Source organism: Agaribacterium sp. ZY112 (assembly GCF_041346925.1).
In the GTDB taxonomy this organism is placed as follows: Bacteria; Pseudomonadota; Gammaproteobacteria; order Pseudomonadales; family Cellvibrionaceae; genus Agaribacterium.
Genome location: NZ_CP166840.1, coordinates 1,663,824 through 1,685,060 on the forward strand (window position 1 = coordinate 1,663,824; position 21,237 = coordinate 1,685,060).

The 21,237-nt window shown below is 44.8% G+C and carries 14 protein-coding genes; 10 read left to right on the forward strand and 4 right to left on the reverse strand.

All coding sequences use genetic code 11. The features are described 5' to 3' along the window. The first annotated feature begins 25 nt into the window (after nucleotides 1-25). Nucleotides 26-463: a PACE efflux transporter gene (locus AB1S55_RS07380; protein ID WP_370981164.1), complete on the forward strand. Its 438-nt coding sequence runs from the start codon at nucleotides 26-28 to the stop codon at nucleotides 461-463. A 90-nt stretch (nucleotides 464-553) separates the two neighbouring features. On the opposite strand, the gene pyk is transcribed toward AB1S55_RS07380, so the two are convergent. Continuing rightward, complete coding sequence (gene pyk / locus AB1S55_RS07385) at nucleotides 554-1,975, reverse strand: pyruvate kinase (RefSeq protein WP_370981165.1); 1,422 nt, start codon at nucleotides 1,973-1,975, stop codon at nucleotides 554-556. A gap of 607 nt (nucleotides 1,976-2,582) precedes the next feature. Here pyk and tssA point away from each other — a divergent pair. The 8 genes from tssA to tssH all read left to right on the forward strand — a co-directional run bounded on the left by tssA (nucleotide 2,583) and on the right by tssH (nucleotide 13,774). Next, complete coding sequence (gene tssA / locus AB1S55_RS07390) at nucleotides 2,583-3,869, forward strand: type VI secretion system protein TssA (protein WP_370981166.1); 1,287 nt, start codon at nucleotides 2,583-2,585, stop codon at nucleotides 3,867-3,869. A gap of 38 nt (nucleotides 3,870-3,907) precedes the next feature. After that, nucleotides 3,908-4,429: a type VI secretion system contractile sheath small subunit gene (gene tssB, locus AB1S55_RS07395; protein ID WP_370981167.1), complete on the forward strand. Its 522-nt coding sequence runs from the start codon at nucleotides 3,908-3,910 to the stop codon at nucleotides 4,427-4,429. Next, nucleotides 4,430-5,917, forward strand: a complete 1,488-nt coding sequence (gene tssC / locus AB1S55_RS07400) for a type VI secretion system contractile sheath large subunit (RefSeq protein ID WP_370981168.1) — start codon at nucleotides 4,430-4,432, stop codon at nucleotides 5,915-5,917. It begins immediately after the preceding gene. A gap of 84 nt (nucleotides 5,918-6,001) precedes the next feature. After that, a complete protein-coding gene (tssC, locus tag AB1S55_RS07405) occupies nucleotides 6,002-7,525 on the forward strand; it encodes a type VI secretion system contractile sheath large subunit (RefSeq protein ID WP_370981169.1) in 1,524 nt (507 codons plus the stop codon). Beyond that, complete coding sequence (tssE, locus tag AB1S55_RS07410) at nucleotides 7,526-8,005, forward strand: type VI secretion system baseplate subunit TssE (protein ID WP_370981170.1); 480 nt, start codon at nucleotides 7,526-7,528, stop codon at nucleotides 8,003-8,005. Continuing rightward, nucleotides 8,006-9,838, forward strand: a complete 1,833-nt coding sequence (gene tssF, locus AB1S55_RS07415; protein WP_370981171.1) for a type VI secretion system baseplate subunit TssF — start codon at nucleotides 8,006-8,008, stop codon at nucleotides 9,836-9,838. It begins immediately after the preceding gene. Continuing rightward, nucleotides 9,802-10,944: a type VI secretion system baseplate subunit TssG gene (gene tssG, locus AB1S55_RS07420; protein WP_370981172.1), complete on the forward strand. Its 1,143-nt coding sequence runs from the start codon at nucleotides 9,802-9,804 to the stop codon at nucleotides 10,942-10,944. Before tssF ends, tssG begins: the two co-directional genes overlap by 37 nt. A gap of 166 nt (nucleotides 10,945-11,110) precedes the next feature. After that, nucleotides 11,111-13,774, forward strand: coding sequence for a type VI secretion system ATPase TssH (gene tssH, locus AB1S55_RS07425; RefSeq protein WP_370981173.1), 2,664 nt, complete (start codon nucleotides 11,111-11,113; stop codon nucleotides 13,772-13,774). Between the two features lie 68 nt (nucleotides 13,775-13,842). Here the strand turns inward: tssH and AB1S55_RS07430 are convergent, their stop codons facing one another. From AB1S55_RS07430 to AB1S55_RS07440, 3 genes are all read right to left on the reverse strand, one after another. Beyond that, entirely contained in the window at nucleotides 13,843-14,643 is an 801-nt protein-coding gene (locus AB1S55_RS07430; protein ID WP_370981174.1) for a hypothetical protein, read from the reverse strand. Beyond that, the gene (locus AB1S55_RS07435; protein ID WP_370981175.1) at nucleotides 14,643-15,788 is read right to left on the reverse strand and encodes a hypothetical protein; all 1,146 of its coding nucleotides are present in this window, start codon (nucleotides 15,786-15,788) and stop codon (nucleotides 14,643-14,645) included. The genes AB1S55_RS07430 and AB1S55_RS07435 overlap by 1 nt, the downstream gene beginning before the upstream one ends. Before the next feature lie 357 nt (nucleotides 15,789-16,145). Continuing rightward, nucleotides 16,146-18,332, reverse strand: a complete 2,187-nt coding sequence (locus AB1S55_RS07440; RefSeq protein ID WP_370981176.1) for an immunoglobulin-like domain-containing protein — start codon at nucleotides 18,330-18,332, stop codon at nucleotides 16,146-16,148. A gap of 699 nt (nucleotides 18,333-19,031) precedes the next feature. Between AB1S55_RS07440 and AB1S55_RS07445 the strand changes: the two genes are divergently transcribed. Beyond that, the gene (locus tag AB1S55_RS07445; RefSeq protein ID WP_370981177.1) at nucleotides 19,032-21,029 is read left to right on the forward strand and encodes a ShlB/FhaC/HecB family hemolysin secretion/activation protein; all 1,998 of its coding nucleotides are present in this window, start codon (nucleotides 19,032-19,034) and stop codon (nucleotides 21,027-21,029) included. Nucleotides 21,030-21,237: the final 208 nt, after the last annotated feature.

The window sequence follows — 21,237 nt, forward strand, 5'->3', positions numbered from 1 at the left end:
TTTGGGGTTAATTAAAGAGATTTATATGGGCGTTAAAGAACGTATCTTGCATATGCTTTTGTTTGAGGCTATTGCTTTAGTTTTGTTGACGGCCTTAGCCATGCTTATAGCTAAAGGCAGTGTGCTTAGCATGTCGGCATTGGCTATTTGCCTGTCCCTTATTGCCATGACGTGGAACTACGCCTTTAATTTAGGTTTTGATCGGGTCTATGGTCACGATCGTTATCAGCGTGGTTTAAAAATTCGAGTGTGGCACGGCGTGTTGTTTGAATTGGGTATGGTAGTGCTTTCGTTCCCAGTGATTATGTGGTGGCTAAAACTGGGTTTTTGGGCTGTGCTGCTTTTGGATATTGGAGCAGTGGCTTTTTTTCTGGTGTATTCTGTTGTTTATAACTGGCTCTACGATGTTATTAAGCATCACTGTTTTAATAAGCGCGCTGTACAGTCCGCACAGAAAAAATAGCCTTACTTTTAGCTTGTTTTATTCGCGGCCAATAAAAAAGGCTTAACCTTTTGGTTAAGCCTTTTTTTTGTGCTTTGTTAACGTCTAACTTTAGCGGTTAACAATAACGCCTGCAGGGTTGATTTCCATTAGGTTGCTCACGCGTTGGGTCGAGCCCGGAGCTGAGATAATAGAAACAAGTAGGCTGTCTTCGCTAAGACCTTTTGACTCAATCAGAGGTGTGACCGCGTTTTTCAAGATTTCTGCACGGCTTTCATATTCGTCAATGCTATAAGCTTCAACGCCATAGCTCAGCGACAACCAGCGCATGGTTTGCTCTTCGAAACAGGCCGCGTAAATAGGCGCGTTAGGGCGGTGGGAAGCAACAGAGCGAGCGGTAACACCTTTACGGGTAGGTACAACAATCGCATCTACGTGTAGGTCGCGAGAAGCTTTAGCGGCTGATTTAGCAACATAAGCTTGTAGGTTGTGTCTGTCGTTGGGGAGCTCAAAGTTAATGTCGTGAGCGGTTTTTTCTTCAAGGTGAGAAGCAATGCGAGCCATAGTCTCAACCGCTTCAAATGGGTAGTCACCGTAAGCAGACTCACCACTTAGCATCAATGCGTCAGTGCCATCAAGAACGGCGTTGGCAACATCAGATACTTCAGCGCGGGTAGCGCGTGGGTTATTAATCATGCTCTCAAGCATTTGCGTTGCGGTAATAACCGGTACGTGGGCGGCAACACACTTTTGAATCATGTCTTTCTGAACTAAAGGTACTTCTTCAGCTGGGATCTCGATACCTAGGTCACCACGTGCAACCATCACACCGTAGGTAACTTCCAAAATTTCATCTAAGTTCTCAACACCTTCACGGTTTTCGATTTTAGAGATGATTTTGATAGGAGAGTTTTTAGCATCCAAGATGTTTTGTACATCTAGAACGTCTTGTTTGTTGCGAACAAAAGAGTGAGCAATAAAGTCGACACCGGCATCAATAGCCATTTCGATAAATGACTTATCACGCTCAGTAACAGAAGGAAGCTGGATTTCAACGCCAGGAACGTTAACGCTTTTCTTCTTTTTGATTTTGCCGTTGTTCATGGCAGTGGTGTAAAGCGCTTCGTCGTCTTTACTATCTACAACTAGCTCAAGCAAGCCGTCATCGATAAGAATGTTAGCGCCAACAGGAACGTCTTTAACAAAACCTAGGTAGTTAACTTGAACGGCATCACGTGTTGTTGCTACGTCTAGGCCATCAGCACGGAATGTTACTTTGTCACCAGTTTTGATATCGAGGTCTTCTTCGATTTTTAAGTTGGTGCGCATCTCAGGGCCTTTGGTGTCTACCAAGACCGCAAGCTGAGGGCTTGCCTTACGAACATTTTCGATAACTTTGCGAGTGTCTTCAGGCGTTTGGTGGGCCGTATTCAAGCGAATGACGTTAACGCCACGCTTGTGAAGGTCAGAAATGAATTCTACGCTGCCTTTAAGGTCCGAAACAGTTGCTACTATCTTTGTCTTCTTGCTCATATTTACCAATCAGTATCGTGAGGTTAATTCCGTGGCCGGATTCTACTTAATTTGGGAAGAATATTCACCTTAAAGGGGCGCTGTTACTTGATGCACGGCAATGTCAAGCGCAAAAATCGCTTTGAGGCGGTTTAACTTTAGCCTGCAAAAGTAAGTTGTGCGTGAATGTGGTGCGATTTTTCTGCTTTGCACCACTGTGTGGCCTCGCTTGTTGTTGGGCTTATTGCTCCTTTCTTCCCTCATTTATATAACGCGTTTATATCGTGCTTTTCTTGAACAGTACGTGTTGGGTTTGTTTATGTGAATGTCGTTAAGGCTTGTGGTTTAGCTTGGCTTGTTCGTGAGAGGGCCTAGTAGCGTTGCTTTGGGGGTTGACGCTGGTGCTATCACCTACCTGATTGCTTCCACCTTTTTTACCGTGGACTTGGTTTGAGATGTTTTCCGTGCCAGTTGTTAATTAATAAATTTGAAAAAAATATGAATAATTACTTTGAGGCACAATAAGTGGCTTTTCAGTCTGCCGACTCGCGTGTAAGCTTGCTTGCTCGAGATCAACTAGCCGCTATTATGTATGACTCGATAAGAATAACTTAGGGATTAAGTATAGATGTCACTCAGTCACGTTATTGATTTGGATGCTTTGGCCGCCCCGATATCGGATGAAGCGCCGCAAGGTACTGATATCCGTGCCGATCGATCGCCAACATCCGACTACTACACGATAAAAGATGCTCGTAACAGTGCTCGTGCTGCTGAACGAGCGGCCATGTTTGATGACGATGAAGCCGACCTACTCACCCCTTGGGGTATCGTTCTTGAGGTCGCACCTAAAATACTTAAAGGAACGTCCAAAGACTTAGAGGTTGCCTGTTGGTATCTTGAGGGCTTGATTCGTTATGAAGGTATTGCGGGCCTGCGTGATGGTTTGGTATTAATCAAGCGTTTAGTCGAAGAGCATTGGGAGGGCTTATATCCTGAGCCCGATGAAGATGGTATAGAAACCAAGGTTGCGCCACTTACCGGTTTGAACGGTGATGGTGGTGATGGCACGTTGATGACTCCTGTACGCAATGTTGCGATCACTAATGAAGGTGATTATGGTGAATTCAGCTTCTGGCAGTTCCAGCAGGCTCGAGATGCCGATCGTATTGAAGATGAAGACGAAAAAGCTGCCCGTAATGATGTTTTGGGTTATAGCCTAAAAATTATTAATGACACCGTCGCTGAAACTGACTTACAAACCTGTAAAGATATTATCGCTACGCTCGAAGAGAGCCTTGAGGCGTATAAAGATACTAACAACATGCTTCGTGAGCACTGCAAACACGAAGCACCTCCGAGTACTAATATCGCCAATCTTTTAGATGAAGTGCAGCGTACCGCGCGCTTTTTGTACAAGGACAAGTTAGAGGCTGCTGAAGCTGCGGAGCAAGCGGCCGAACAAGCTGCTGAAGCAGAGCAGCAAGCTACAGACGAAGCCGTACAGGCTACAGAGGGAGCAGCAACGGTGACAACACAAGTTATCCAGCAAGTTGCGGCAGGTACCGTAGGTCCTATTACCAATCGTGAAGATGCCTTAAAACGCCTTGAAGACGTAGCCAAATATTTCCGCCAGTACGAACCTCATACCCCGATTTCACCGGGTCTGGAGCGTATCATTGGTTGGGGCCGTATGACGGTCTCTGAATTGATGATGGAGCTACTACCTGATGATCAAGCACGTGGCCTTTATTCGCAACTAACAGGCGTAATGCTTGATGGAAGCGATACGAAAAGCTATGTTGCCCCACCTGTGACTGCGGTAGCGCCTGCACCAGCACCAGCTGCAAGTGCGGATGCTGCTCCTGCGGCAGAACCTGAACAACCTGAACAACCTGCAAATATGGGTTGGTAACTTTTTAATGCCGTTGATGACACGGAAAGGAGACACAGATGTCTGAAAGTATTCATAACAAACTGAAACGTGTGCGTAAGCCGCGTGTACATATCACTTACGATGTTGAGACTAACGGCGCTGAAGTTAAAAAAGAACTTCCGTTTGTTGCTGGTGTCATGGGTGATTATTCTGGTGACAACACTGATAACAAAAAGAATTTGAAAGAGCGTAAGTTCGTTCAGATCGACCGTGATAACTTCAACGAAGCTATGGCCAAGGTAAATCCTAAGTTAGGTTTGCAAGTTGAAAACACCTTAGCTGGCGACGGCAGCAAAATGGCTGTTGATCTAGATTTCAATAAGATGGATGATTTTTCTCCAGAAGCGATTGTTGATCAAGTAGAGCCTTTGAAGCAGTTGTTAGAAGCACGTAACAAACTACGCGATCTATTGAGCAAGGCAGATCGCTCAGAAGATCTTGAGAATGTACTGGAAGATATTCTGAAAAACACCGACAACATCACCGAGATCTCTAAAGAGTTGGGTGTTGGTGAAGCAAAACCTGAGGGAGAAGAGTAAATGAGTACAGAAGTAGAAGCAGCAGGCGGAGCAGAAGCGGAAGAGCAATCGGTAAGTTTGCTAGAGCAAGCGATTAGCTCAACCAAGCAGACCGAGCGCGCAGAAGCGGAAGACTTGTTAAGCAACTTAACTGAGCAAGTTCTTAAAGGTACCGTAACTTGGGACCGCAACTTGACTCAAACCATCAATGCCGCTGTCAATGCGATTGATGTGGCTATGTCAAAGCAGTTGTCAGCTATTCTTCACGAAGAAAAGTTCCAAAAGCTTGAGGGCTCTTGGCGTGGTCTTAACCACATGGTGATGAATTCTGAGACCGGTGCGACCATGAAAGTTCGCATGCTTAACATCTCTAAGCGCGAATTGTTCCGTGACCTAGATAAAGCCGTTGAGTTCGATCAGAGCCAGACCTTTAAGAAAATCTACGAAGAAGAGTTCGGTACCGCTGGTGGTGAACCTTATGGTTGCATGATTGGTGATTTCGAATTCACCAATCACCCTGAAGATATCGACCTATTGAGCAAAATGTCTAACGTGGCTGCAGCAGGTTTCTGTCCGTTTATCTCGGCTGCTGGTTCAGAGATGTTTGGCTTTGACGATTTCACTGAGCTATCTAAGCCTCGTGACTTGGGTGGTATTTTTGAATCTCAAGAATACATCAAGTGGCGCAGCTTCCGTGACAGCGAAGATTCACGCTTTGTCACCTTGGTAATGCCTCGTGTACTTTCTCGTATGCCTTATGGTGCTAACTCTAAGCCAGTTGAAAGCTTCAACTTTGAAGAGTTCGAGCTAGACGAATCAGGTATGTCAACAGTAACCGATCACCACGATTACTGTTGGATGAATGCTTCTTACGTTATGGCAACAACGTTAACTAAGGCGTTCTCTGAGAACTCATGGTGTACCGCTATTCGTGGTGCTGAAGGTGGCGGTAAAGTTGAAGGCCTGCCTACTCACTTATTTAAGTCTGATGACGGTGATACGGATCAGAAGTGTCCTACTGAAATCGGTATTACTGACCGTCGTGAAGCTGAGCTTTCAGGTCAGGGTTTCTTGCCCTTGTGTCACTATAAGAATACCGACTACTCGGTATTCTTTGGTGCTCAAAGTACTCAGAAGCCTAAAATGTATGATGATCCAGATGCAACGGCGAACGCTTCTATCTCGGCTCGTCTACCCTATTTGATGGCTACTTCTCGTATCGCTCATTACTTAAAAGTAATGGCGCGCGATAAAGTGGGCTCATTTATGGAATCACAAGACTGTGAGCGCTGGTTGAACAAGTGGATTCAGCAGTACACCAACTCGAATCCAGAAGCTTCTGCAGAAATGAAAGCGAAATACCCACTGGCGGAAGCCCGTGTTGAAGTTAAGGAAATCCCAGGTCAGCCAGGCGCATATAGCGCTGTTGCTTACTTGAAGCCTTGGCTACAAATGGAAGAATTGACAACCTCTATGCGTATGGTTGCCAATATTCCAAGTGCTGGTTAATAACCTTAGCTAGTAGAGGCGAGCCTGAGTTAAGGCTCGTCTCAATCCCCCAGACTCGAAATTCTCAACACGAAAGGACGTCGCGTGTCGCAAGAGCCTTCTCACTTGAGTCGCGTGATAGCCAATACATCGAACGCCTCAACCAGAACTCAGAATCACTATCACTCCTCGGTGATCAATGACTTTTTGCGTGAGCAAGATGATATTGCTGCGTTTGAATTTTGGCTTAATGAGCTGGCTGTTCTGCCTATTAATAAAAACTACAGCAGTCGTCGTTGGCTCAACCAGCAAATAGCTCATATAGACGAGCTTATTTGTGAGCAAATTAATGCCATTCTTCATCATGAACGCTTTCAGCGTATTGAGAGTGCTTGGCGTGGCTTGTGGTATTTAGTGGATGCAGCAAGCAGTTCCGATAGTGTTAAAATTCGTGTGCTCGATATCAGTTGGAAAGAGCTGTCTCGGGATATGGAGCGTGCTCCAGATTTTGATCAAAGTGGACTCTTTCATTTAATTTATAACGAAGAGTTTGGTACCCCAGGCGGGGAACCTTTTAGTGTATTGTTGGGCGACTACTTTGTAGCGCACAGGCCTTATGACGGCCACAAATACGATGATATCTTTACCTTGCAGGGCATCGCTCGTACTGCCGCTGCGTCTTTTTGCCCCTTTGTATGCAGTGCAGCACCCCAGCTCTTTGGTTTAGATAGTTACGATACTTTGGGTTTACCCATTGATCTTGATAATGTCTTTCGGCAAAAAGAATATATGCGTTGGCGCTCAATGCGCGAACAAGAAGATAGCCGATTTTTAGCACTGACGCTGCCAAATATCTTGATGCGTGAGCCTTATAACGTGAAGTTTTCTGCTTATCAGGGTTTACGCTTTAAAGAACAAGTAGAAGCTAAACACAGCCGTAATTATTTATGGGGCAACGCCTGCTTTGCTTTGGGGGCAGTATTAATTCGCGAATTTTCAGAGGTAGGCTGGTTTAGCCATATTCGTGGCGTGCCTCGCGATTATCTCGGTGGCGGCTTAGTGACTCAGTTTCCATCGATTAAATACAACCCGGACTCGACCCTAGCATCTGAGAAAATCATAACACCGGTATTAATCAGTGATTCCCTTGAGCGCGAATTGAGCGACTTAGGTTTGATTTCTCTGTGCCACTGTTTTCAAACCCCGTTTGCGGCGTTTAATAATTGCCCTTCATTGCAGTCACCCAAAGACTATGGCAGCAAAGCGGCCAATGCCAATGCACGTATCTCGGCCATGTTGCAGCAGATCTTGTGTGGCTCACGCTTTGCTCAGTATGTAAAAGTGATGGTGCGCGATAAAATCGGTTCTTATATCGATGCCGATACTTGCGAACGTTATCTGCAAAATTGGTTAGACCAATATGCCACAGGTCGTGATGATTTATCCTGGGAAATGATGGCACGTTATCCGCTGCGTGAAGCTCGAGTGCGTGTTATTGAGGAGCCTGGCAAGCCTGGCCACTATCAAAGTGTGATTCATTTAAAGAGCCACTACACCGTGGATCATTTGGTGTCTGAATTAAAATTAACAACCGCCTTGTCTCAAGCCGGTTTGGGAACGGTGGCGTAAATGGCCGGTAGTGGAGATAAGCGCCTATTGGCTCCTGTGCTCGATCGCCTTTTGGAGCAAAATCGAAATAGCGATTTCAGGCAGCCCCATCAAGTGCTAAGGCACTTGCGAGAAAGTGTAAGGCGAGATTTAGAAAATCTGTTTAATACACGCTATTGCTGTGTATCGCCTCCTGAGGATTACGAGCATCTAGATGCTTCAGTTCTGAATTTTGGTCTGCCTGACTTGTCGACGATTAATATGACTTCTATCGACAGTCGTAAAGAGTTTTGCCGAGATATAGAGCGGTCAATTTTAAAGTTTGAACCTCGTATTAAGACCGTTAAAGTAAAAAGCGATGAAGCGGTGGATAACGAAGACCCCAGTATTCGCTTTCGAGTAGAGGCGGTTTTGCATACCAATGCGGCACCTGAATTAATTATTTTTGACTCGGCCTTAAACCCGATTACCCAGACAGTTGATGTCTCGGAGATATTATAAATGAGTGACAAGCTCCTCTATCACTATGAAAAAGAGCTGGCCTTTATTCAAAAGTCAGCCGGTGAGTTTGCAAAACAGCATCCATCAGCCGCTGCCCGTTTGCAGTTAAGTGGTGATACGGTTGATGACCCATTGGTTGCGCGCCTGCTTTCGGGCTTTGCGTTTCAAAATGCTCGTATACAGCAAAAGCTAGCGGACGATTTCCCTGAATTAACAGATGCACTGTTAGAGACGCTTTATCCTCATTATTTACGACCTCTGCCATCTATGGCTGTGGTGCAGTTTAATCCAGAGCTTGATTTAGACGCTCCAGCTCGTGTCGATAAAAACACCCTATTAGAAACAGACAGCTTCCAAGGGCAGACCTGTCGTTTTAAAAGCAGTTACCCTGTCGATATTGTGCCGATTAAAGTCGATTCAGCTCAGCTTATGCCACGGCCGTTTATTGCTCCGGGTTCAAATGATATTGCCGGTGCAAGTGCGGTATTAAAGTTGTCCTTAAAGTCCTTAAGCCCAGATTTATCTATTGGTGAAATGGGCTTAAACGCCCTGCGTTTTTTCCTGCGTGGTCAGCCTCAGCACGTTTATCCACTTTATGAACTGTTATTAACAAAGTGTTTAAGGGTTGTGGTTGCTAAAGGTGAGACAGATAATAAGCCGGTCTTTTTAGATCCTGGTATGGTGCAACAGGTAGGCTTTAATCAAGATGAGGGTTTGTTGCCTTATCCTGATTCCTCGTTTAGTGGTTACCGTTTACTAACTGAATATTTTGCTTTCCCTGAAAAATTTCAGTTTTTAGACTTTACTCAGCTCGACGAAGCAATTAATGAACACTATGGTGATTCACTCAATCTGTACTTTTATTTAACGGAAAGTGACACCGAATTAGAGCATCAAATCGACGCCAGCATTTTTGCCTTGGGTTGCACGCCGGTGGTGAACTTATTTGATCACACCGCTGATCCTATTCCGCTGACGCATACCGAGTCTAATTATCATATTGTGCCTGATGCTAGGCGTTGTGATGGGTTAGAGGTATATAGCGTAGAGTCGGCTGGTGCAACCGATACCGATGGCAATTACACTCCGTATCGGCCTTTTTATGGTATCCAGCACAGTCGTAATAGTGAGCAACAAGCCGCTTTTTGGTTAACTCGACGCCGCGAAGTGATTGAGGGTGAGCATCGCAATGAACCAGCTTCAGAGATGGATATCTCGCTGGTAGATTTAAACTTTAACCCCCATGAAATTAGTGATCAAACTCTAGATTTAAAGCTCGTTTGCAGTAATCGAAATTTACCGCGCAAGTTACAAACCGGTCAGGGCCAGCCTTATATGCAAGTGGTGGATGGTGAGGCGCCGGCTGAGCGAATTAGTTGTGTTGTTAATCCAACCCCAACTATTCGTCCGCCCATGCGTGAGCGCGGTTATTGGCGTTTAATATCACACTTAAATTTAAACCATTTATCTTTGAGTAATGGTGGGGGCTCAACGGATGCAATTAAAGAGATCTTGCGTCTTTATGATTTTAGAGACTCTGCCAGCACGCGCAATATGATCGAGTCGGTATTAAAAATGCAGACCAAATCCATTACGGCTCCGATTCAAATTGAAGGTTTGGTGTCGTTGTGTCGCGGCACGCAAATAGATCTAGATCTAGACCCAATTATGTTATCGGGCACTAGCCCCCTTATTTTTGCGAGTGTGTTGGAGCGCTTTTTTGGCCTTTACTGCTCGATTAATTCATTCACTCGGCTGATTGTTAGACTCAGTGGCAAAGATGGAGAGCTTAAGCGATGGCCACCACGCGCTGGCGAAAAAGCCTTAATCTAGTCGAACAGCTTCAGAGCGAGCCTTGGCGTTTTGATTTTTTTCAGGCTACGCGCTTGCTTGAGCGTGCGGCTGTGTTATATCCAGAAAAAGATCAAATCGCGACTGAACCCGTTGCTTTAAAAGCGCCTCCGCATCAAGAGGCGGTGCACTTTCGCGCGCGGCAAAGTCTGGCTTTTAGCCCTGCCGATGTTACCGACGTTGGTCAAAAGCGCATCGAAAACCACGACGACAGTAAAAACGCCAATTTACAGTGGCAGATGGAAGTCGCCTTTATGGGCCTGACGGGCTCGCAAGGAGTGTTGCCTCATCATTTGAGTGAAATGGTGATCTCAGAGCAGCGTAAAAAGAACGATGCTCTGCGAGATTATTTCGATTTATTTAATCATCGAACAATCTCCATGTTTTATCAGGCGTGGCATAAATATCAATTACCAGCGAGCTACGAGCGCAGTAAACAAAGGCAAGATCGCAAGCCCGATCTCTTTACTGAAGCGTTAATGTCCATTGCCGGTATTGGCACCTCGGAGCTGCAATATCGTTTGCCGGTTCCCGATGAGAGTATTGCCGGTTTTGCAGGGCTGCTCGGCCGTAACATTTGTTCTGCTGATAGCCAAGGGCGCATGATCAGACAGTTCTTTAATCTCGACGTAGAAATAGAGCAGTTTAAAGGCCAGTGGCACGATCTGCCTGAAGATGTGCGCTGTCAGTTGCCTGGCCCAGAAAATATGAATCGCGGCATTAATAACCAACTTGGTGTGAGTACAGTACTTGGCGCTAAGTGTTATCAGGCTCAAAGTAAATTTACGGTGGTGGTGGCGCCATTAAATGCTGATGATTTTATGGATCTAGCACCAGGCTCTAAAAAACTTGAAGGGCTTAAGAGCTTTATTAAAATGGGAGCCGGTGTTGATATGGATTTCGACATTGAAGTGAATTTAACCGATGATCATATTCCTATGGCCCACTTGGTAGATACCGAAGAGTATCGCCCGTTACTAGGTTGGAATACTCATATGTGTGAAGATCGTGAACAAGCGCCACCTGTGTCAATTTTATTGTCGCAGGACATGTCATCGCCGGATGATGGTTTACCGCTGGCGTTGTAATGCAATGGCCTTGGCAGACTGAAGAGGATTTAACTAAGGCGCAGTATCATTGTTTTGCCTTAGTCATGCATTAAAAACTAAGATAGCTAACAGCTAGACAGTAAATAGTTAAATAACCATTAAATAAACAAGGGATATTCACCCTCACAATAAGGAAAACGCTCGGATGATTAATATCAACCTGAAGTCCTTAGTAGATAAAATGTCGCCTTATATGCGCGACTCTCTCGAAGGCGCCGCCGGACTTTGCTTGGCACACACTCAATATAATGTTGAGCTAGAACACTGGCTGTTGAAATTATTGGATCAGAGCGATACTGATTTTTATCATCTGCTCGAAAAGCATGGTGTTAACCCATCAAACTTAGCCAAGCAACTTGCCAATACCATTGCTAAGTTTAAGTCTGGCAGTAGTCGCCCTGCAGCGTTAGCGCCCACTATTGTCGAGGCGGCTAAAAATGCGTGGATGCTGGCATCGGTTGACTACGGACAGCAAGCCATTAGTTCAGGCCACTTACTGGCAGCACTATTATTGGATGAGCCATCGCGCCGTCAGCTTTATGAAAGCTGCCCAGAGCTAAAAGAAATTGCACCTGAGTCTATTCGTGAAACCGCCAAAGCTATTTTTGGTACGACCTCAGAAACCAGTAGCTTGCCAACGGCTTCTGGTGCTGTAGCGCCAACATCCGCTGATGGTCAGCCTGTTACGGCTAGTAAAACCCCATCGCTTGATAAATTCACCATCAACTTAACCGAGCGTGCTAAAAACGGTGAGATCGATCCGGTGCTCGGGCGTGATGATGAAATTCGTCAGTGTATAGATATTCTTACTCGTCGCCGTCAAAACAACCCCATTATGACGGGTGAAGCGGGTGTGGGTAAAACCGCTGTAGTCGAGGGTTTTGCTTTGCGTATTGCCGAAGGTGATGTGCCAGAGCCTTTACGAGGTGTTGCCGTTCGCACTCTAGACTTAGGTTTATTACAAGCCGGCGCCAGCGTTAAAGGTGAATTTGAAAACCGCCTTAAATCTGTTATTGAAGAGGTTCGTGCCTCAGCTACACCAATTATCTTATTTATTGATGAAGCCCACACCATGATCGGTGCCGGTGGTAAAGAAGGTCAGGGCGATGCTGCCAACCTTCTTAAGCCTGCTTTAGCGCGTGGTGAATTGCGTACTATCGCTGCAACAACCTGGGCCGAATACAAAAAGTATTTTGAGCGTGACCCAGCACTAACGCGCCGCTTCCAAGTGGTTAAAGTGGAAGAGCCTTCAGAAGAAAAAGCCATTGATATGATGCGTGGAATTTCGACTTCCCTGCAAAGCCATCACAATGTACGTATTTTAGATGAAGCCATTGTTGCCTCTGTGGTCTTGTCTCATCGTTATATTCCTGGGCGCCAGCTTCCTGATAAGTCTGTGAGCTTGTTAGATACTGCGTGTGCGCGTGTGGCTTTAAGTCAGTCTGCCACACCCGGTGCTATTGAAGATGCTCAGCGTCGTATACAGCGCGCAGAAACCACCATTGCTAAGCTCGAGCGTGAACACGCTGCTACCGGAGATCATGAAGATCGCCTTCAAGCGTTAGCTGAAGAAAAAAGCAGCGCAGAAACGCTGCTGGCAGAATTAAGTGAGCAGCACAAAAAAGAAAGCGCACTGATTGAAGAAATTCGCAGTATTCGTGATGCCATTGATGAAAACTTCTTAAAGGCCGATGGCGATACCTTGCCAGAAGCAGAGTTGGCTGGTCTTAAAGAGTCATTGCAGTCATTAACCCGTGACCTAGAAGAAATTCAAGGCCAAGAGCCTTTAATGCAAGCGAACGTCGATGAGCAAGCCATTGCCGAAGTAATCGCCAACTGGACAGGCATTCCGGTAGGTAAAATGGTTAGTGATGAAATTGTTGCCGTACAGTCGCTAGCAGATAGGCTGGGGGAGCGTGTTATTGGTCAGCCCCACGCATTAGAAGCGGTAGCACAAGCTATACGTACCTCTCGTGCCGGCTTAACCGACCCGCGTAAACCAGTCGGTGTGTTTTTATTCTGTGGTACCAGCGGTGTAGGTAAAACGGAAACGGCCTTGGCGCTTGCCGATCAGCTTTTTGGTGGCGAGCAAAACATTACCACGATTAACATGTCGGAATTTAAAGAAGAGCATAAAGTATCTATGCTACTTGGCTCTCCTCCGGGCTATGTTGGTTTTGGTGAAGGCGGTGTTTTAACCGAAGCGGCGCGCCGTAAACCTTATTCTGTCATCTTGCTGGATGAGATGGAAAAAGCGCATAAAGGTGTGCAGGATATTTTCTACAACCTATTTGATAAAGGCACCATCAAAGATGGCGAAGGTCGAGATATCGACTTTAAAAACACCGTTATCATTATGACCTCTAATGCCGGTGAAGATGCGATCCGTGCAATCTTCGATCAGGTTGAAGAAAAGCCAGACCCAGAAGTGCTGCTTGATAATATTCGCCCGCACTTGCTGCAGCACTTTAAGTCGGCGTTTATGGGGCGCGCTAATACCATTGCGTTCTATCCATTAGACGATGAAAACTTAATGAAGATTGCTGCCATCAACCTGCGTAAAATCGAAAAACGTGTGGTGGCTAATTACGGCGCAGAATTTAGCTATGATGAAGATGTACTGATTAATATCGTCGCTCGTTGTCAGGAATCCGATACGGGTGCGCGAAATATCGAAACTATTCTTAACCGTACTTTACTACCTTCGCTTGCCAGCGAGTGCTTAAATAAAATGGCACAAGATGAACCAATTAAGAAAGTACACATTGGTGCAACGGAAGAGGGCGATTTTACTTACGAACTAAGTTAAACCTCAAAAAAACGGCCAATATTACTGGCCGTTTTTTTATTTCTTTTTATTTGTCTTTTTGGGTCTGTCTACCAAGAAAAATCATCACTTGCTTGTTCTTTTTCTGTCTCGCTTCGGCCAATTTCAAAACGCTCTTGGCTTGGTGGTGTGAGGCTTAGGTTATCCATAAAATCCCAGAATGGCATCATAATTACCTTAAGTGCTTTTTCGCTAGGCTCATGCATAGGAGGCCAAACTTCGCTGGGTTCATAGCAAATGCTTAGTGCATGATGCTCATCAAGCATATGGTAAAAATTAAAATTCCAGTTGTGTTCTCTATTTCCGTCAATAATCCGTAACCATTCTCTTTGCTTGATAGTAGTACTGGTTATCTCATCAACCGACTCTGGGCAAAACCAAGTATCGTAATTCAATTGTTCTTGGGTTTCTTGATGCATGGCGAGGATAAGGGACTTTATAGAATCTGTTACTCTGGGAATGAATTTATAAATTCGAATATCAAAATTTAAGGTGCTAAAACAGCAGGTAGAGTCATCACCAATATCAACATGAGCGTTAGTAACGATATCAGCGATACGTAGCCACATATAGCGTGTGTCTTCTTCCCATTGTTTACGCTTGCCCCTGTATTGAGGATAACTTTCTGTTTTATAAATATCGGTATGGTAACTCGCGTAATTTAATAAGCCGTATTCATCGTCTTGACAGTCTCCAAAAAAACGTAAATTCCAGCCAGACAGATCATAGCTACTATGTACTTCATCTTCAAAAGGTGGCCAAAAACAGCCGTCCATCTGTTCCAGTAGTGGCTGGTCTGGGTCTACTACATCAATTTTATATGCCTTTTTTACCCTGTATTCTTTAGACATTAAGCCCACCCTGTACTAATTGCTTTATTGGCTTTACTCAAAACATCCACAAAAGTGGTTTGGTTATTACTTAATAAAGACTTTTTATACTGATCCGCAATCGGACTTACGGTGCCATCAAGGGTATTCCAAGCGCTATTTTGAGCCTTTAATGCTTTAGGTCTAACGTCATCGGCTTTATATATTTGGTGAAGCTTGCTGCTTAAGTTATCTTGAGCTATTTGAAAGTTCGTTTTATCTGCGCGGGCACCTAGCTTGTCTAGCTCAATCAAAAGGCTGCCAATATTTTCTTTTGGGTCAATAAAGGTGAACTGGTGTTCATGCAGCTTTTTATTAGTGGTAATCGCGCTAAGCTCTTTAAGGCTTAAAGCAAGAATTTTTGCGCCTTCACCAAAAACGTACCAGTGATATTTAGCCTTGCCTTCAGTGTTTGTTGTGCCCCAAGGTAAAGAGGCTTTAAAGATCTCAGCTAGCTGTTTGGGGCCGGCATTACTTGCTATTCGTTTTTGCTTGGCTGTTTTCCAAATACCTAAGGCATCAACTATATAGCTAGGGGCATAATAAAGAGAAAACTGATTGTTTAGATCCTTATTTTTGACTTGGCTATTGCTTTCAAAATATTTACCAAATTGGTTGGCTGTTTTTTTTGCGTCGTAGCGCTCGCCGTTAAAAATAGCGCCAATAGAGCCAATCGCCGTTGGGATTGTGCAGCCTTCTTCTTTTTTTAAGTCCCAAGATCTTCGGTTGCTAAGAGTAGCTTTATAAAGCCCCGCTGGTTTATCTTCCTCTTGTTCATCCTTATGCAGGCGTTTTAGCTTGGTAATATAAGCGCCAGGCCCTCTGTGGCTACTTGCATTGTCTTGATACACCGTATAGGTCACCTCAACAGGGCCGCAATCCTTACGGGCTTCAAAGCCATTACTTAGGTTGCTATTGGTGCTAAGGCCATTGGCATCGACTTTTATATCTTTAATGGCATTGATTAAGCGAGCTGTATTTTGTCCGGAGCTTTGTCGTGTGTCGATAAGATCTAAAAACCGGCTTAGTAGCTCTGGGTTGATATACACTGCTCGACCAGATTCTCCCTTTGTGCTTTCGTGAAAATAAACAAACGACGCATAGTCTTCGTTGTGTACGTTTTTCATATCTATGTCCTTATTTGGCAAGCGATCCCTGCTGGCAGCAATGCCTTAGCTTGTACCTATTCGTGCTTGCTAGATCCTAGTTTAATAACGTCTAGCATGATGATAAAAACGACAGATTGTAGACATTAATGTGCGTAAATAATAGTGGCTAATGTCTATATCTATGTAGGATATTGACTATGTAAGACATAATTTCACTCTCTGTGATTTATATCGTATGGGCGGGAATCTGAGTCGGGTTTGATTATTAGTGCTGGTTATTTTGTGGGGGCAGGCGTGATTTTTTTTAGTACAAGAAATAAAAAAGCCGCGAAAATATCGCGGCTTTTTTATTAGCGGCTGGATTAGATAATAATCTTAATCGTCGTAAGTAAACAGAGGGTTGGGGGTGATAAATGCATCGGCAATTATGCCGTCGGATCTGTTATCCCCTTCAACTATATCCCACATATAGCTGATAAATTGTATATAACGGCCATCGCCAGTGATATTTATCTTTGACGCTTCAAGTCGACCTGGGGAGATATCTAGTAATGTAATTGTGTTGTTTTGAGTGTCAATAATGTAAGACTCGACTCGGTCGTCTGTTGTAACGCCTTCGACAATATTGGTTGCATCGGAGCGCATAAGCACATAACGGCCATCCAGGGATGAGCTTTCAGTAAAAGCGTTATTATCTGTTTGCTCGTTGTTCCTGGTAATATCCACTTGGCTTACTTGCTTGGTAGCTGGGTTATAACGATAAACGTCTGTTCGGGTATTGGTGTCGCCATCTCCAATATCGTTTAATGCATTGTAATAAATAATGCCGTTATTAAACATGGCCCCTGTTCGTATTCTGGCATCGCTAGCATTTTCAACAACGGTCATTTCTTGGTTTTGTGTGTCGTAAATAAGTTGATCTGTTAGGCCGTTGGGGCTGCTTTCATATTGATCACAGACAGTTTGGAAGGTTAAGTACCTGCCATTGTGGGATGTGTTTTGGCTAAATCGGTTGTCATTGGCATTACCGCAAGAAGGGGCGATTAACTCGGTAGTTGTATTGTTAACAAGGTCGCGGGCATAAACGCCGTTTTCGCCTATAAAACCATCTAATAAAACAAAATGGCCGTTACCAGAAACGGTTAATGACAGGCCTGTGTGATATTGCAGCTCATTATTTTCATCGTAATTTAAAGGAGTAAGGCTACGAGCTTCAATGCCTGCCATAAATGCGCCTTCGACATCGGCGCTGGCGCAGCTTGCACATAGTTCAGCTGCTTTTGATCTAAAAAATACCTTTTTGCCGTCCGAAGTTAGGTTGCCCTCAATGGCATCTTCCGAAAGGGCGTTATTATCCACTTGGGTGAGCAGCTTTAGTTCGTTAGTGATTATATCTTTGCGATAAAGCTGGTTGACGCCAGTTGGGTTGTCTGCAAAATTAGTGGCCTTGGTAGAGATAAGGTTCCAGCGACCGTTATAGCTGGTGTGCCTTTCTGTTGGGAACGTATATAGGGCATGGGTATCTGTTGCAATACCCTCTGCATCGGTACTGATACGAATAGTTCTATCAACCGTAATACACATCAGATTAAAGCGTTGTTTAAGTGTATTTGGGCTAAGCAATTCAATGTCACCTTCATTGGTGGCAGTGCTGCCATCAAGATCGCAAATTTGGTCGTCGGGTTGGCGGTGAATTTTTAGCGAAGCTGTTTCGCCGTAGGCTAGATTTATATCCGTTGTTAAATCACCGTTAGTATTTACTATGCTGGTTTGTTCTGTATTGGCATCGATTAAGGTGAGCTGGCCATCTAGGCCTGTCACGCTACCTATCAGGTTGAGATTGTACTCAGTTGTTACTGTTGTTGGCTCAGCGCAGAGGCTGTTATTTACTGCGCAGGCTTCAATTTGATAGCCGGCGGCAAATTGGGCTTCACTTAAGTCTTCGGCAGCTAATGACAAGCTGGTAGCACTAATCGCAGCGTGCCCATCAACTAAACTGTATTCTGTTTCGCCATCGAGCTTGCGGTAAAGCCGGTAAGTATCGGCCCCAGTTCCGGCTGTCCATGTAAAATCTAGGCCGCTATGTGAGCCCATTAAGCTGGCACCGGTAGCTGGTGCAGGTAAGACCTTTACCTCACGTGTAACCGGTACGGCAATATTGCCACTAGAATCACTGACGGTATACGTCAGGGTGTAGGAACCCGGTACATCAAAATCCAAGTCGTCAGTATTAATAACACTGATATTGGCGCTGAGATCAACGGCATTGCCGTTGGCATCGGTATCGCTGACACGCACAACTCCATTGCTATCCATATATTGTGCGATGTCGCTGTCTGAAACTGTGCCGGCAGTTAACTCAATGGCATCGGTGCTTAGCAGTTCTAGTACCGGGATACTGGTATCAACGGGCGCTGGACTTGGGCTTACGCGGGATTCGGGATTCGGGCTTGAGTCTGGGCTGCTAGAGCCGCCCCCTCCGCCGCCACAGGCACTTAATAAGAGGCTAATGCTAGCGGCTAGGCTAAGGCGCTTAAGTTGTGTTGTATGTGCAAAAAGCATGAGGGTGATCCTTGTATCTTGAAATCCTGAAGGCTTGCTAAGCGATGAAAAATGGTATTAATCGTAGCACAAGCTGCTTGCGAATAAGGTTGTGAAAAGCGACAAAAACTAAATCGGCGCCTCTGATTTTGTATGCCTCTACTTATTTGTGATTTGGTTCAAGTTTTGATGTCTTTTATGCTTTTAAGTTCCTTTGTGTTAGTAACTACAAACACCTCGGCACCCTAGGTTTACGGTTTTTGTGTACCAAGACTTGGCGCCTAAAAGAACATTTTTTATACAAAAATCATTGTTTTTTTGATAGAATAATCCGTGATTATAAGAAAAAGATATAAGGCTTTGCCTCTCTTAGTTCTTTTGGCTGTAGCTCTTGTGTATGAGGGCAGGCTTGCAGATGGGGGAAGCCGTATTTAAGGCCGTATTTGAGGCGTTGTTTTGTAGAAAGGCCCACTGGGGCAGGTTTAAAGCCCTAAGGGCGTAGACATAAAAGGGAGAGTTGGGCGCAAAGGCGCTAGCTAGGCTGATAAAGCCAGTATTAACAGGTTGAGGATGAACCGATATTGTCCACCCAAGTAGCGAGCTTATTTGTTTGTTATTGGCAGAGGTGCCTCAGTGTCGGTTTTTTTGCGTTCAGCGTTTTTGCTTTATTGCCCAGACGTTGAGTGATAGGAATTAATAAGATTGAAAATAGGAATAGGTGTGTCTCAAGAGTTTATTAATCGTAAATGTCTGCAGCGCTCGCTGTTGTCGAGTGCTATTGCCTTGGTGGTATCGGCGGGTTTATCCAGTGCTGCAGCTGCTCAGTCACTGCGTGATGTTTTTCAGCAAGATACTCCGACTCAAACCCCCGATGTAACCGAAGAGTACTTCGAACGCACGGTTATTGATCAAAATGCGCCTAAGCTCGATACCACTATTCCAGATGCAGAGCAGCGTGTCGGTGGGCCTCGTATCTTGGTGCGCAAGTTTGAATTTGAACGCCTAGAGGAATTCCCAGAGGCGGGCATTAGTAAAGAGCAGGTAGAGGCCGAAGCCGAAAAGCTGCGTATTAAATATATGAAAGAAGATCAGATGTTGGCCGGAGGTTTTACCGAGGCTGAGCTGGTTGAGTTGGCAGAGTATCTAAATGAAGTGGGTGCGCAAACCAACGCTGATGATATTACCTATGAAGATATGCAATTGCTGATCGATATTGTGCGTCAGCAAAACAACAATCGCGGTTTGAGTTATGCCGATCTTGAAGAGGTGACCAACGAGCTTACTCGTTATTATCGTGAGCAAGGCCTGTTTTTAGCCAAGGTGCAAATACCACCTCAAGATGTTGAAGAGGGGGTGTTGGTGCTAAGCGTGATGGAAGGGCGTTTAGGGCAAGTTGCTGTTGAGAATAATCGTAAGTATCAACTTAAAACCCTAGAAAAACCTTTTGTTGATGATTTGGGTGGCTTGGTTAGCCACGATCAAGTTGAAGAAAGCTTGTACCTGCTGAATGATTTACCCGGTTTAAATGTAGCCGGTTATTTTAGTGCCGGTGACAAACCTGGTGAAACGAAGCTTAACTTAAATGTTCGTGAAGAAGATGCGTGGAGGCTGACGGTTCGAGCAGATAACCACGGCTCGACCTTTACGGGTGATAAACGCTTATTTACCACTGTGGACTGGTACAACCCTATTGGTATAGGCGATAGCTTAACGGTTGGTTATTTACGTTCAGAAGATATTGAGGGGCGTAACCTTGCCGAGAACGAAGCTAAATCCGATTTAGGCCAGTTTAAATACACTCTACCTCTGTTTAGCCTGCGCACCCGAGTGGGTGTGAGTGCCGATTACAATGAATTTACTATTGTTGATGAGGGTGATGAACAAGGTATTAACGCTGCAGGTTTAGAAGGGACTAACAGTACTTATGCTTTGTTCTTGGATCATCAATTCCGTCGCTCTCGTGATTTTAACTTGTCGAGTGGTTTTGCTTTTACCGATAAAGAATCAAAAGTTCGCGCCAGTAACTTGCCTGATGAGTCGCCATTAAATACCGGTGACCATGTTTTGGGTGGTGAAGTAAACTTTTATATTGATGGCCTAGGTGAAACTGTGCGCATGCTGAACTTAGCCAGCGTAAAACTTCAATACGGTGCTCATCAAAATGAAACGGCTGAAGGTCGTGGTGATGAATTTGTGAAATTGAGTTTAGATTCTAACTCGCTATTTTTTATGCCTCTGCCTTTTACCGACGCCTCTAGCCGAATTATTTTGCGCTCTCATCTTCAATATACCGATAAATCTCTGCCTGCGTTTGAACAATTTAGTATTGGTGGTGCTAATGCTGCCCGCGCTTATAGTTCACGAGATTTCTCTGCCGATAGCGCGGCTTTATTAAGTGCTGAGTGGTATCCAGATTTACCTGCTTGGCCTTTATTTGCTGGAAAGAATTTTAACGACGTTTTCCAAATCGGTTTGTTGGCTGATGGCAGTTACGGTGTTGCCAATGGTGGTTATATCCCTACCGGCAGTGCCGAAGAAAAAGAAGACGATTGGGCGTCTCTAACCGATGTTGGTCTGGTGCTTAAACTGAATTGGGGTGAGCACTTTGCCGGTAAGGTTTCTTGGGCTAAGCCTATGGTGAGTAATTCTAATTTAGACACTGTGGCAGAAGACGCAGAAGATAACCGTATTTACGCAGATTTCAGTTTTACCTATTAAGTAGTTGGGCCGTGTAGAACTTATTACGCATGGCCGACTCTACTTCTATGTAGCTGATTACTGATTGTTATAAGCCCATATTTTTGTATTGATTTTAAGTATAGATTTTGGGCAAAGATTTAAAGCCGGTTATAGCCGGTTATGCGTTTGTTTAAAGCAATTAGAACAAGCGTTAATAATAAGGGTGATTTGAAGCGCACCCGGTATT